A 12,601-nucleotide genomic window follows, 5' to 3' on the forward strand; every position below is an offset into this window, starting at 1 on the left:
GTCAGGTGACCATGATCGGCCGGTAGGCGCGCACGCGCTCGGCCAAGTCGTTGAGGACCAGATCGCCGGACTGCAGCCAGCAGTGCGCCGAAAACGGCCAGGTGCGGACCCCGAAGACCCAATCGCAGGTCGCTCCGCCCCGGCGTAGGAAAATCCGCAACACCAGCGCTTGGAAGAGACACGCCCCCTGGACCGGAGACCAGGGCCAAAGGGTCCGAAACACCAAGGCCCGGCGCTCCAACACCGCCTGATCCGTGACCTGCGTAGCGCCTCCAACCGCGATCACCTCCTTCAGAGCCTGACACCGGAAGCGGATCAGCGCTTCGAGGATGGACAGGACAAGGTCAGACAGCTCTGAGAGCCGAACCGACGCCGCCAGGCTCCCGGCCAGATCGCGCGACGGGACGAGGCGAGCGGCGCCCGAGCGGGCCACGCCCTCTTCCGCCAAAGCTCCCACCTTGCGAAGCGCCTGGACGACGTCGGGCGCAAGCCCAGACAGCCTGGCGCCCTGCGCCTCGACAGCGAGGCTCACGGCTGCCTGCGGCAAGCAGAAGTAAGCGTCGGCGTCGACATCGAGGACGACGAGGTCGTCGCCATCGCGCGCCACATGAATGTGCGGAGCGAGCCACACGCTCGCCGCCGCGCCCCGCACAGCCATCGGGAAACCTCAAGATGTGGTGAGAAGGAAGGCCGCCGGCGCCTGGCGGCGCCGGCGGCCCCTGCCCCTTACTCGTAGGGGAAGGCGTGTTCTTCGATCGGCGGACCGACTTCGCCGCCGAGGGTCAGGCGCTTGGCTTGGCCCAGGGCGATCAGGTTCGAAAGCTTGAACATGGTTGCCTCCTGTTGGCGTTCAGCCGTTCATCACGGCCCCTCAAGCAGGCGCTCGGCACATCCTCTATTCAAACTATATCTGGACTATATTTCAGCGGCTTAGGCGGGTGCTCCAATCAGCGCAATGATCTGTTCGGAACGCGAAACACGGCGGCGGTGATAGTGACGAACGGCCCGACCGAGATCTGCGCTCGACGAAGCCGAGATCAGCCGCGCGAGCTCGGGTTCAGCGTCGGGAAAGACGCGCGGCTCTATGGTGCGCGGCAGGTGCAGCCTGTGCGCCAGGGCCTGATGCGCCCGCAGCAGCGTTCGGTTGCCGCTGGCCTCGACGAGGCGCTGGAAAAACCGCCCAGCGCGTTCGGCCAGTTCGGCGCCCCCCTCCTCCGCGTCGTCACCGGCCGTGGCGGGGGCCAGACGCCTGCGGGAAGCCTCGGCCAGGCCGAAGGCGACCTGCAGGGCGTGTAGCCGGTAGAGGTCGGCAAGGTCAGCAGCGCTCAGCGCCGAAACCGCATAGCCGCGGGCGCGTCCTTCGCGGCCGACGACCAGTCCAGCTCCGGTCAGGTAGGCCAGGGCTTCACGCACCGGCGTCGGGCTTAGCCGCAGATCGCGGGCCAGGTCATCAACCACGAGCGCCTGACCAGGAAGGATGGCGCCGACGCGGATCCGCGCACGGATCTCCGCCAGAGCCGAGCCGAAGGGTTCGCGATCACGCACGGCCTTCATCTCCAAACGCCATCGCACCATGCAGAGGCGCACCCTCAAGTGGTTACCGCACGCACTCGCGCGTAGCGCGCAAAATCGTATCTCACGCCGAACAATAACGATGAAATGCGATTATCTACGCTACGCTACGCAACTTTGTTGCCGAACCTGGCAATACACTTGCCGACGCAGTCCGATAGCGGGATGGCGAACATTTTTTCAGTGTTCGGCGCCGACATCGGACGATACAGACTTGCCGCGCTGGACAAGTTTTCCTCGGCGTGCGGCCGCTCGCGCCGTGTTCCGACCAATGCCTCCGCCCGCCCAGAACCAGACCCGCATGACCGCGCCCAGGTCCAAGAATTCCGCCTTGTCGGAGACGCTTAAGTTGGTCCGCCTACGCCGCGGCTTGAAAGCGAGCGAAGTCGCGCGGCGCATGGGGCTTCCGCTACGGACCTATCATCACTTCGAAGGCGGCCGGGCTCACATCGACATCGAGCGCATCCGGTCCTTCGCGGACGCCACCGACAGCGACGCACACGCCATCCTGACGGCGGTCCTGATCGGCGCGCCGGACTTCGCCGCCCACACCATGGACAACAAGCTGGTCAGCGTTCTCATCAGCGGCGCTCAGCGGTTCGACGAGCGCCTGGGTGATCGCCTGACCCGGATCGAAGTCGCCCGCTTCATCGCCGCGACGCGGCGGATGTTCGATGACCTGGAAGCGGACCTGTCCCAGCGCGACGACGAGGCTCGCCGCTGGCTGGCCGACCGCTTCGAACCTGGCGACTAGCCCCCGAGCGCCGCCGCCGCAATCGCGCAGACATCCGTACGGCCCGCGCTAGGACAACCCCGACAACGTCTCGGCCGCCCGCTGCAGGACCGGCAGGGCGCTTGCGACAAGCGTCTCGGCGCTCATGCGGCTGGCCTCTGCCGATAGGTTGAGGGCCGCGACGACCGCGCCTGTTCGATCATGGATTGGAACGGCCAAGGAGATGAGGCCGACTTCAAGCTCCTGGTCGCACAGGCACCAGCCCTGCCGACGCGTCTGGCGTAGGATGTCGCGCAAGCCTTCGTGCGACGTCACCGTTCGCGGTGTCAGGCGTTCGAAAGTCCGCCCCTGAAGCAGGGCCTCGACATCCGGCGCCGATCGATAGGCGAGCATCACCCGGCCCGTGGAGGTGTGGAAAGCCGGCAAGCGGCTGCCAACCCGCAGGTTGAGCGTCATCATGCGGCTGGCGGTGACCCGCGCCACATAGACCACCTCATCAGCCTCCAGGACGCTGAGCGAACAGGACTCGCCCAACTCATGCGTGACCTCGGTCAGCACGGCTTGCGCGCCGGTCCATGGCCCAAGACCCGCAAGATAGCTGTAGCCCAGATCGAGGACGCGCGGGGTCAGCTGAAAGCGCCCGCCGTCCAGGCGTGCATAGCGCTCCTCGACCAATGTCAGCAGCAACCTGCGCGCCGCCGCGCGCGTGATCCCCACCGCCTCGGCGACCTCGCTCAAGGTCATGGCCGGCCGATCGCTGCGAAAGGCTCGGATGACCTCCAGTCCCCTGGCGAAGGATTGGACGAAGTCGCGGCGGTCATCTTCAGACAAAGTGCGCATTGCGCACATTTGTACAAAATGATTGACCGGGCCGCTACCCCCACTTACCCGCGCCTCGCCCGTCAGCTTTCGGAGAACGCGCCATGGCCCTCGACACCGGCGACCAGCCCAAGACCTTCAACTGGGAAGACCCGCTCGACCTGGTCTCGCGCCTCACCGAGGAAGAGCGGATGGTGTGGGAGAGCGCCCGCGCCTACGCCCGCGAGAAGCTGCTGCCGCGCGTCGTCTCGGCCTACGCCGACGNCTCGCGCCTCACCGAGGAAGAGCGGATGGTGTGGGAGAGCGCCCGCGCCTACGCCCGCGAGAAGCTGCTGCCGCGCGTCGTCTCGGCCTACGCCGACGAGCGCTTCGACCGCGAGATCATGAGCGAGATGGGGGCCCTGGGCTTCCTGGGCGCGACCCTGCCCGAGCAGTACGGCGGCGCCGGCGTCAGCCACGTGGCCTACGGCCTGATCGCCCGTGAGATCGAGGCGATCGATAGCGGCTACCGCTCGGCGATGAGCGTGCAGTCCTCGCTGGTCATGTACCCGATCTACGCCTTCGGCTCGGAAGAGCAGAAGATGAAGTACCTGCCCGGCATGGCCCGCGGCGAGATCGTCGGCTGCTTTGGCCTGACCGAGGCCGACGGCGGCTCSGACCCGGCCTCGATGCGCACCGTGGCGAAGAAGGTCGACGGCGGCTACGTGCTCAACGGCGCCAAGATGTGGATCACCAACAGCCCGATCGCCGACGTGGCGCTGGTCTGGGCCAAGCTGGACGGGGTGATCCGCGGCTTCCTGGTCGATCGCRGCTCGGAAGGCTTCGCCACCGCCAAGATCCAGAACAAGCTCTCGYTGCGCGCCTCGGTCACCGGCGACATCTCKCTGGCCGACGTCTTCGTGCCCGAGAACCAGATGCTGCCGAACGTCACCGGCCTGCGCGGSCCGTTCTCGTGCCTGAACAAGGCCCGCTACGGCATCAGCTGGGGCGCGATGGGCGCGGCCGAGTTCTGYCTGCACGCCAGCCGCGAGTACACCCTGACCCGCAAGGTGTTCGGCCGCCCGCTGGCCGCCCGCCAGCTGGTCCAGAAGAAGCTGGCCGACATGCAGACCCTGGGCCGGCTGCTCGACGAAGGCGCCTGGGTGCCGGAAGCCATCAGCCTGATGAAGCGCAACAACTGCGGCAAGGCCCTGGCCATCGCCCGCGAGGCTCGCGACATCCACGGCGGCAACGGCATCTCGGGCGAGTACCACGTGATGCGGCATGCCGCGAACCTGGAGACCGTCAACACCTACGAAGGCGCGCACGACGTCCACGCGCTGATCCTGGGCCGGGCGATCACGGGCGAAAACGCCTTCTAGTTTCTCGCTTCGGTTTTAGTCCACAACCATCGCGCTAGAAAATTTCCGGTCCAAACGTTACGTTTACCGACCGGCGTTACATAATCCTCCCGAACAAGGGGACGGGGGGCGATGGCCGCAACGCGGACACCGCAGGAATCGGCGGCGATCATCGAGTGGCTGTTCGAGAACAGCCGCGAAGTGATGTTCGTCATCGGTGCGGACAAGAAGTTCAAGCTGGTCAATCCGACCTTCCAGCGGGAGACCGGCTGGGCTGAGTCCGAGGTCGTGGGGCAATACGCCCGCGACTTCATTCATCCTGGCGAAGAGGCCAGCGTCGAGGCGCACCTGCAGCGCCTGAAGGAACACGGCTTCAGCGACCACGCCTCGCGCATCCGCGCCAAGGACGGCACCTGGCGCTGGTTCGAGGGCCGCGCCCAGCTGATGCCGGACGGCGAGATGATCGGCGTGGTGCGCAACGCCACCCGCGAACGCGCGCGCGACGCGCGGCTGGTCGCCGCCGAACGCACCGGCCAACTGCTGTCGCAGGCGGCCGGGATCGGCACCTGGTCCTATGAGCCCGACGACGACCGCATCGAGTGGTCGCAGGATATCCTCACCCTCACCGGTTACAGCGACGACGAGCTGAGCGACGTCGACAAGGTCGGCGCGGTGCTGCACCCGGACGAAGCCGCGAGCGTGCGCACCAAGGTCATGGAGGGCATCCTCTTCGGCAAGGCCGGCTCGTTCGAGCACCGGCTGAAGGACAAGACCGGCAGCTGGTCGCACTGGCGCAACACCTTCCGCACCGAACCGCGGCCGGGCGGCGAGTACGCCCTGCGCGGGGTGATGCAGGACATCACCGAGCTGGTGCAGGCGCGCGACGGCGCCGTGCGCGGCCAGCAGCAGATGGTGCAGCTGGTCGAAAGCTCGCCGTTTGCGGTGGCCATGTTCGACCGTCGGCTGCGCTATCTGGTGATGAGCGGCAGCTGGCGCGACCTCTTCACCCGCAAGGGCGCCGAACCGGTCGGCCTGACCCTGGCGCAGAGCTTCCCGCGCGCGCCCAAGCGGCTGCTGAACGCCCTGCTGCAGGGTCTCGACGGCGAGGTCGTCAGCAACAGCGAACATCGCCTGGCCGACATCGACGGCGTGCGGCGCTGGGTGCGCTGGCAGGCGCGCCCGTGGCGCGACGCCAAGGGCGCCGTGCAGGGCGTGATCTGCTACGTCGACGACATCACCCCGCTGGCCGAGGCCCGGCGCGACGCCGAGGTCAACGCCCGCCGCCTGAAGCTGGCGCTCAACGCCGCCGACGCCGGCGTCTACGAGATCGATCACGTCCAGAAGACCTTCTGGGCCAGCCCCGAGTTCGAGAAGCTCGTCGGCCAGGGGATCGGCGGCTACGAAGAAGCCCAGACCCTGCAGTTTCCGCGCTTCCATCCCGACGACCTGGAGCACGTGCGCAAGGCCTTCCGCGACATCCGCGACGGCAATCGCGCGCCGGGCGAGGCGTTCGAGGCCCGTGCGGTCGGCCCGTCGGGGCACGAGCGCTGGATCCGCGTCTTCCACCACCTGTCCACCGACAAGAAGGGCAAGTGGCTCAAGGGCGTGGGCCTGGTGCAGGACTTCGACCAGCGCAAGCGCCAGGAGCTGGACCTGATCGCCGCCCAACGCGCGGCGCAGTCGGCCGGCGAAGCCAAGGCCGCGTTCCTGGCCAATATGAGCCACGAGATCCGCACGCCCATGAACGGCGTGATGGGCGTGCTGCACCTGCTGAAGTCCGAGACCCTGTCCGAAGAGGGCCGGCGGATGCTGGAGGAGGCGCTGTCCTGCGGACAGATGCTGGCCGAGCTGCTGAACGACGTCATCGACTTCTCGAAGATCGAGGCCGGCCGCCTGGAGATGTCGCCCGAGGCGCTCGAGCCGCGCGCGCTGATCGAAGGCGTCGCCCGGCTGCTGCGGCCGCAGGCCGAAGCGAAGAACCTGAAGCTGGTGGTCGATGTCGATCCGGCCGTGGGCTGGGTGGTGTCCGATCCGGTGCGGCTGCGCCAGGCGCTGTTCAACCTGGTCGGAAACGCGGTGAAGTTCACGCTGAAGGGCCAAGTGACGATCCGCGCATCGCTGCGGCCCGGAGCGCTGACCCAGATGCTGCGGCTGGAGATCGCCGACACCGGCGTCGGCATTCCCGAGGCGGTCCAACCGCGGATCTTCCAGCGCTTCGACCAGGGCGACGCCTCGACGACGCGCAAGTTCGGCGGCTCGGGCCTGGGACTCTCCATCACCCAACGGCTGGCCCAGATGATGGGCGGCGGCGTGGGCTTCGCCTCGACCGAAGGCGTCGGCTCAGTATTCTGGCTGGAAGTTTCCGCGGCCCCGTCCGAAGCGGCGATCGCCGCCGAGGAGACCGAGGACGACTGGCTGAACGGCCTGCGCGTGCTGGTGGTCGAGGACAATCCGACCAACCGGATGATCGCCACCAAGCTGCTGGAGAAACTGGGCGCTGTCGTCGAGACCGCTGCAGACGGCTATCTGGGCGTGGAGGCCGCCGGGCGAGGCGCCTTCGACCTCATCCTGATGGACGTGCAGATGCCGGGCATCGACGGCCTGGAGGCCGCGCGCCAGATCCGCGCGATGGGCGGGGCGGTGGCGGCGACGCCGATCGTCGCCCTGACCGCCAACGTCCTGGCCCACCAGCGGACCGCCTATCTGGAAGCCGGCATGGACGGCGTGGTGGGCAAGCCGATCTCGCCCACCGCCCTGCTCAGCGAGATCGCACGGCTGGCCGCCATCGAGCCCAGCGCGAACGACGACGCCGCAGCGGTCGCCTAGCCAGGCTCTTTCACACCGCCGTTCTCCGAGATAGACCTTGGTCAGTTTCGGGGGAGACAAAGAATGGCGGATGTCGCCGTGGATGCGGGCAAGAAGCCGGCGTCGTTGCGGACCGTGGTGGCCGCTTCGTCGGCGGGCACCGCCTTCGAATGGTATGACTTCTTCGTCTTCGGCAGTCTGACGCACGTCATCTCCAAGACCTTCTTCTCCGGGCTGCCGGAGACCGCCGGCTACATCGCCGCGCTGGCCTTGTTCGGCGCCGGGTTCCTGTTCCGGCCGCTGGGCGCCTTGGTGTTCGGGCGGATCGGCGACAAGGCCGGGCGCAAGGGCGCGTTCCTGGTCACCGTCGTGCTGATGGGCGCGGCGACCTTCGCCATCGGCCTGCTGCCGACCTACCAGCAGGTGGGCCTGCTGGCCCCGGCGCTGCTGGTGCTGATGCGGATCATCCAGGGCTTCGCGCTGGGCGGCGAGTACGGCGGCGCGGCGATCTACGTGGCCGAGCACGCGCCGGCCGACCGGCGCGGCTGGGCCACCGGCTGGGTGCAGACCTCGGCCGCGCTGGGCCTATTCGGGGCGCTGATGGTGATCCTGATCACCCGCGTGGTCGTCGGCGGCTACTTCGGGCCGCAGGCGTTCGATGAGTGGGGCTGGCGTATCCCGTTCCTGTTCTCGGCCGGCCTGCTGGCGATCTCGATCTGGATGCGGCTGAAGCTGTCGGAGAGCCCGGCCTTCGCCAAGATGAAGGCCGAGGGTACGGCCTCTAAGGCGCCGTTCGCCGAAGCCTTCGGCCAGTGGCGCAACCTCAAGATCGTGCTGCTGGCCCTGGTCGCCGTGATGTTCGCCCAAGGAGCGGTCTGGTACACGGCCTTCTTCTACGTCCAGACCTTCATGGAGCGGTTCCTGAAGGTCGCGCCCGAGACTATCAACCTGCTGATGCTGTCGGCGACGGCGGTCAGCGCGGTCGGCTACGTGGCGTTCGGCTGGCTGTCCGACAAGATCGGCCGCAAGTGGGTGATGCTGTTCGGCATGGGGCTGATGCTGGTCGCCTATTTCCCCGGCTTCCACATGCTGACCCAGACGCTGAACCCGGCCCTGTCGGAGGCGCAGGCGCGCACGCCCGTGGTCGTCGTGGCCGACCCCAACGACTGCTCGCTGCAATTCGATCCCGTGGGCAAGGCCTCGTTCCTGTCGTCCTGCGACATCGCCAAGAGCGTGCTGGCCGGGGCCGGCGTCTCCTACTCCAACGAGGTCGGACCGGCGGGCGCGCCGGCCGTCGTGCGCATCGGCTCGACCACGGTGCCGTCCGCCAGCGCCGTAGGCCTGGTGGGCAACACCGCCAAGGCCGCGAAGGCCGAGGTCGAGGGGGAACTCAAGACCGCGCTGATCAACGCCGGCTATCCGATGACGGCCGATCCCGAACGCATGAACCTGCCCGGCGCGTTCGGGGTGTTGCTGGTGTTCGTGATCGCGGCCACGGCGCTCTACGGGCCGATCGCGGCCTGCCTGGTCGAGCTGTTCCCGACCCGCATCCGCTACACCGCCATGTCCCTGCCCTACCACATCGGCACCGGCTGGGTCGGCGGCTTCACGCCCTTCACCGCCTTCGCCATCGTGGCGGCGACCGGGCAGATCTATGCCGGCCTCTGGTATCCGTTCGCCTTCACCCTGATCTCGGTGATCGTCTGCCTGCTGCTGCTGCCCGAGACCCGGGGGCGATCGCTCGATCAGTAGCCGAGCTCGGCCAGCGCCGCCTCCAGCCGCGGTGCGCGCAGTCCCTCCAGCGCCGCCGACAGCCGCGCCTTGACGTAGGCCATGCGGCCCTCGTCGCTGGCCAGGTCGAAGGCCCCGAGGGCCAGGGCCTGGTGGATCTGCGCCAGGCTCGGCCCCGCCAGATCGCTCGCGGGCGCTGCGGAGACCCCGCCGGCCATCACCAGGCCGTAGAACAGGTGGTTGACCTGCCGCATCATGTAGAGCCGGGCCCGCATCGCCGCGTCCACCCGCCCGAAGTAGGTCGCCAGCAGCAGATCCTCGTCCGCCTGCGTCGGGGCGAACAGATTGGCCAGGCAGGAGAGGTCGACATAGCGGTCGGCGAGAAAGGCCGACTCCCAGTCCACCAGCCACAGCCGCGCGCCGTCATAGAGGATGTTGCGCGGGTTGAGGTCGTTGTGGCTGGCGACCAGGTCGCCGGGATCGGTTCGGTAGCGTCGGCGCAGGCGGCCATAGAGATCCAGCAACTCGGCCATCGCCTCGGGCGCGACGAGGCCCTGCGCCCGGAACTGGGCGACCAGCGCGTCGAGGCCGTCCAGGTAGTCCACCAGCGGCGGAAACGGCGGGCCGCCATGCAGGGCGCGGATGGTCTGGGCGATCTCGACCACGAGCTGATCATGCGTGCCGCGATACTCCAGCGACAGCGGCCGCTCGTCGATGAAGTCCATGATCGCCACGCCGTCGGCGGCGTCGGCGTAGCGGACACGCGGCGCCAACAGCCCGGCGGCGGCGATCCGCATGCAGGCATAGGCGCGCTCAGGATCGCGGAAGCCGTCGCGCTCGACCTCAAGCCGCAGCAGGTAGGCGATGCCGCCGACCCTGATCTTGAAGATCCGCGCGCCGGAGAGACCGCCCGAGAGCGGCGTGGCGAAGTCCGGCTCGGTCGCGCCGAAGGCGACGGTCAGGCCGCGGGCGACCGCCGTGCGGGCGGCCGGCGGGATATCGAACGGCATGGGGCGTCCTCCAGATCGGAGGGCGCTTTTACCCGGATATAATACTGCGTCAATATTATCCGGGTGATTATCTGCGATCGCCGCGGGCGGCCCGTCCGGCCCAGCGGCCGACGGCGTCGGAGACCAGCACCGCGCCGACCGCGATCACCGCGGCGACCAGGCACAGCGCCGCGGCCCGCGCCTCGCCGCCGGGCGACTGGGTGGCGCCGTAGATGGCCGCCGGCAGGGTCAGGGTCTCGCTCGGGATGGCGGCGACGAAGGTGATGGTCGCGCCGAACTCGCCCAGCGCCTTGGCGAAACCGAGGATCGCGCCTGCGGCCACGCCCGGCAGGGCGAGCGGCAGGGTGACGCGGAAGAACCTGGTCAGCCGCCCGGCGCCCAGGGTCCGCGCCACCTCGTCGACCTCACGGTCGACCGCCTCGATGGCCAGGCGGATCGGGCGGACCATCAGCGGGAACGCCATGATCCCGGCGGCCAGGGCCGCGCCGGTCCAGTCGAAGGCGAATACGACGCCGATCTTCTCCAGCGCCTGCCCGAACACCCCGCGACGGCCGAACAGCAGCAGCAGGATGTAGCCCGTCGCCACCGGCGGCAGCACCAGCGGCAAGGTCACCGCCGCGTCCAGCACCACCCGCACGGCGTAACGGCCGCGCGCCTGGGCCAGGGCCACCAGCACCGCAATCGGCAGGGCGACCACCGTGGCGACCAGCGCCACCCTCAGCGACAGCAGGACCGCTTCGAGATCTTCCGGCGTCAGGCTGCTCACGGCGCCGCCGTCGGCAGGACCTCGATCGCGACGCCAGCCCGCTCCAGCCCCGCCAGCAGGGCCGGCGCAAGCGGCGCAGTCGTCACCCGCACGATGGTCATGCCGGACGCGCACAGCGCCGCCAGGCGCTCGCTCGTCGCGTCGGCTGGGTCCAGGCGCTCGGCGTCGCGGCGCGCCAGAGACAGGATCGCCGGGTCGGCGTCCGGATCGGCGACGATCACGTCCGCGCCGGCCAGCGCACGGGTGGCGCGCAGGGTCAGCAGGTCGGCTGGGCCGCGCCCGCTCACGATCCGCACGCGGCCCTGAGCAGCCAGCCCCCCGGCCAGCGCCTCGCGCAGCAGCCGGGTCGCGCCGTCCATGTCGCCGGCCATGGCGGCGCTCGCGGCGGGTCCGGCCAGCGCCTCGCGCAGGAAAGCGCGGCGCTCGTGCAGTTGCGGCAACGCGGCGCGGACCTCGTCCTGCAGCTGTCGGAACAGGGCCGCGACGCGGCCGGCGCCCTCGGGCACCCGCTGTTCGATATCGGTGCGCAGCATGGTCGCCAGCATCGGCGAGGCGCCGCCGGTGCCGATGGCGGCCACCACCTCGCCGCGGTCGATCACCGCCGGGGTGGTGAAGTCGCAGAGCTGCGGGCGGTCGACGACATTGACCGGCACGTGCGCCGCGCGGGCCGCCGCGGCCGCGGCCTGTACGAAGGCCTCGTCGGCGCTGGCCACGAAGGCGAGCGCCGCGCCGGCATAGGACTGGGCCAGCGCCGCCTCGGGTCCCTCCAGGCGCACGATCCTGGCCGGAGAGCCCTCGAGCAGCCGCAGCTTGGCCTCGGCCGCCTCGCCCGAGCCGGCGATGACGACCGTGCGGCCGCTCAAGGGGAAGAAGGCGGGAAAGGCGTCCATCAGCCGGTCTTGCAGTCGCGGTACGGCGCGCCCGCGGCGCCGGAGAGCATCGCTTCGTCGCCCTTGCTGAACAGTTCGACGCCGCCGCGCGCGTACTTCGCGCCGGAGGCCGAGGGGACGTGCGGCAGGCGGTAGCTGCGGCCGCCGGCGCTGACCCGCGCGGTGTCGCCGGCCAGGTCGTAGGCGGCGGCGAACGACTTGCCGCCTGCGCAGGCATAGGTTTGGGGCGCGTCGGTCGCGTCCTGCGGCGCCACGCTGGCGCACGCGGCCAGGGCAAGCACCGCGCCGGCCGCGAACATCACCTTCAGCATCCAGGTCCCCTGACTGTCTCGCCGCCAGCCTAGCCGTGGTCGCCACGAAACGCAGCCACTTTACCGGCCGTGCTAAACGCCGTTAAGATGAGCGAACGCTCACATTGCGGGAGGGATACCCATGGCCATGACTCTGGACGTCAACGGCAAGCCCCTGGCCGTGAAGGCTGCGCCCGACACCCCGCTGCTGTGGGTGCTGCGCGACGAGCTGCAACTCACCGGCACCAAGTTCGGCTGCGGCGTCGCCCAATGCGGCGCCTGCACGGTGATGGTCGACGGCCAGGCGGTCCGCGCCTGCGTCACCCCGATCGAGGCGGTGGCCGCCAGCAAGATCACCACCATCGAGGGCCTGGGCGGCGCCCACCCGCTGCAGCAGGCCTGGGTCAAGCACGACGTGCCGCAGTGCGGCTACTGCCAGTCCGGCCAGATCATGTCGGCCGCTGCGCTGCTGACCGCCAATCCGAAACCCACGGACGCCGACATCGACGCGGCCATGGACGGCAACATCTGCCGCTGCGGGACCTATCAGCGGGTCCGCGCGGCGATCAAGGACGCGGCGACGACGCCCGCCGCCGCACCGGCCGCCGCGCCGCAGCCGGCCAAGGCCTGAGGGGAGACACGCAC

11 protein-coding genes and 1 pseudogene are annotated in these 12,601 nt (G+C 69.3%); 5 read left to right on the top strand and 7 right to left on the bottom strand.

Annotated features, from left to right (window positions below; genetic code table 11):
• Position 1: 1 nt before the first annotated feature.
• Both ASC79_RS05465 and ASC79_RS05470 read right to left on the bottom strand, forming a co-directional pair.
• Complete coding sequence (locus ASC79_RS05465; RefSeq protein ID WP_056020824.1) at positions 2-658, bottom strand: lasso peptide biosynthesis B2 protein; 657 nt, start codon at positions 656-658, stop codon at positions 2-4.
• 272 nt (positions 659-930) lie between these two features.
• Complete coding sequence (locus tag ASC79_RS05470; RefSeq protein ID WP_162244257.1) at positions 931-1,545, bottom strand: GntR family transcriptional regulator; 615 nt, start codon at positions 1,543-1,545, stop codon at positions 931-933.
• A 328-nt stretch (positions 1,546-1,873) separates the two neighbouring features.
• On the opposite strand from ASC79_RS05470, the gene ASC79_RS21265 reads away from it, so the two are divergent.
• Positions 1,874-2,326: a helix-turn-helix transcriptional regulator gene (locus ASC79_RS21265; protein ID WP_235528740.1), complete on the top strand. Its 453-nt coding sequence runs from the start codon at positions 1,874-1,876 to the stop codon at positions 2,324-2,326.
• A gap of 48 nt (positions 2,327-2,374) precedes the next feature.
• Here the strand turns inward: ASC79_RS21265 and ASC79_RS05480 are convergent, their stop codons facing one another.
• A complete protein-coding gene (locus ASC79_RS05480) occupies positions 2,375-3,145 on the bottom strand; it encodes an IclR family transcriptional regulator C-terminal domain-containing protein (protein ID WP_235528741.1) in 771 nt (256 codons plus the stop codon).
• A 244-nt stretch (positions 3,146-3,389) separates the two neighbouring features.
• Between ASC79_RS05480 and ASC79_RS05485 the strand changes: the two are divergent.
• The 3 genes and pseudogenes from ASC79_RS05485 to ASC79_RS05495 all read left to right on the top strand — a co-directional run.
• Positions 3,390-4,485: pseudogene (locus tag ASC79_RS05485) on the top strand (acyl-CoA dehydrogenase family protein); the annotation flags it as partial.
• A gap of 111 nt (positions 4,486-4,596) precedes the next feature.
• Entirely contained in the window at positions 4,597-7,290 is a 2,694-nt protein-coding gene (locus ASC79_RS05490) for a PAS domain S-box protein (protein ID WP_056025052.1), read from the top strand.
• A 63-nt stretch (positions 7,291-7,353) separates the two neighbouring features.
• Positions 7,354-9,021 carry an MFS transporter gene (locus ASC79_RS05495; RefSeq protein ID WP_056025048.1) on the top strand — a complete coding sequence of 556 codons (1,668 nt, stop codon included), beginning with the start codon at positions 7,354-7,356 and terminating at the stop codon, positions 9,019-9,021.
• Here ASC79_RS05495 and ASC79_RS05500 read toward each other — a convergent pair.
• From ASC79_RS05500 to ASC79_RS05515, 4 genes are all read right to left on the bottom strand, one after another.
• On the bottom strand, positions 9,015-10,010 hold the full coding sequence (locus ASC79_RS05500; RefSeq protein ID WP_056025045.1) for a phosphotransferase: 996 nt from the start codon (positions 10,008-10,010) through the stop codon (positions 9,015-9,017). The two genes, ASC79_RS05495 and ASC79_RS05500, sit on opposite strands and share 7 nt — an antisense overlap.
• Positions 10,011-10,077: 67 nt before the next feature.
• On the bottom strand, positions 10,078-10,776 hold the full coding sequence (gene modB, locus ASC79_RS05505) for a molybdate ABC transporter permease subunit (protein ID WP_056025043.1): 699 nt from the start codon (positions 10,774-10,776) through the stop codon (positions 10,078-10,080).
• Positions 10,773-11,666: an NAD(P)-dependent oxidoreductase gene (locus ASC79_RS05510; RefSeq protein WP_056025041.1), complete on the bottom strand. Its 894-nt coding sequence runs from the start codon at positions 11,664-11,666 to the stop codon at positions 10,773-10,775. Before ASC79_RS05510 ends, modB begins: the two co-directional genes overlap by 4 nt.
• Positions 11,666-11,977 (bottom strand): MliC family protein, encoded by a 312-nt coding sequence (locus ASC79_RS05515; RefSeq protein WP_056025038.1) that lies wholly within the window; start codon positions 11,975-11,977, stop codon positions 11,666-11,668. The genes ASC79_RS05510 and ASC79_RS05515 overlap by 1 nt, the downstream gene beginning before the upstream one ends.
• Positions 11,978-12,098: 121 nt before the next feature.
• On the opposite strand from ASC79_RS05515, the gene ASC79_RS05520 reads away from it, so the two are divergent.
• Positions 12,099-12,587, top strand: a complete 489-nt coding sequence (locus ASC79_RS05520) for a (2Fe-2S)-binding protein (RefSeq protein ID WP_056025035.1) — start codon at positions 12,099-12,101, stop codon at positions 12,585-12,587.
• Positions 12,588-12,601: the final 14 nt, after the last annotated feature.

It is taken from the genome of Phenylobacterium sp. Root1290 (assembly GCF_001425305.1).
Classification (GTDB): domain Bacteria; phylum Pseudomonadota; class Alphaproteobacteria; order Caulobacterales; family Caulobacteraceae; genus Phenylobacterium.